This is a genomic window from Parendozoicomonas verongulae, assembly GCF_009711465.1.
GTDB lineage: Bacteria > Pseudomonadota > Gammaproteobacteria > Pseudomonadales > Endozoicomonadaceae > Sansalvadorimonas > Sansalvadorimonas verongulae.
Map to the genome: position 1 here is coordinate 1 of NZ_SMME01000169.1, position 320 is coordinate 320.

At 55.3% G+C, this 320-nt stretch carries 1 protein-coding gene; it reads right to left on the reverse strand.

Annotated features, from left to right (window positions below):
* On the reverse strand, positions 1–320 hold a 320-nt coding region (locus tag E1189_RS00210), incomplete at both ends, for a GTP-binding protein (RefSeq protein WP_196220809.1).

The following is a 320-nucleotide window of genomic DNA, read 5'->3' on the forward strand; positions in this document are numbered from 1 at the left end:
GTCTGAGGCATAGGGCCGTCAGTCGCGCCACATACCAGGATCGCGCCGTCCATCTGAGCAGCACCGGTGATCATGTTCTTAACGTAGTCAGCGTGTCCTGGGCAGTCTACGTGCGCGTAGTGACGATCGTTGGAATCGTATTCTACGTGTGCAGTAGAGATGGTGATACCACGCTCACGCTCTTCTGGAGCGTTATCGATCTGATCGAAAGCCTTCATTTCGCCACCGAAAACTTCGGCGCATACGCGAGTCAGAGCTGCAGTCAGAGTGGTTTTACCGTGGTCAACGTGACCGATGGTGCCGACGTTTACGTGCGGCTT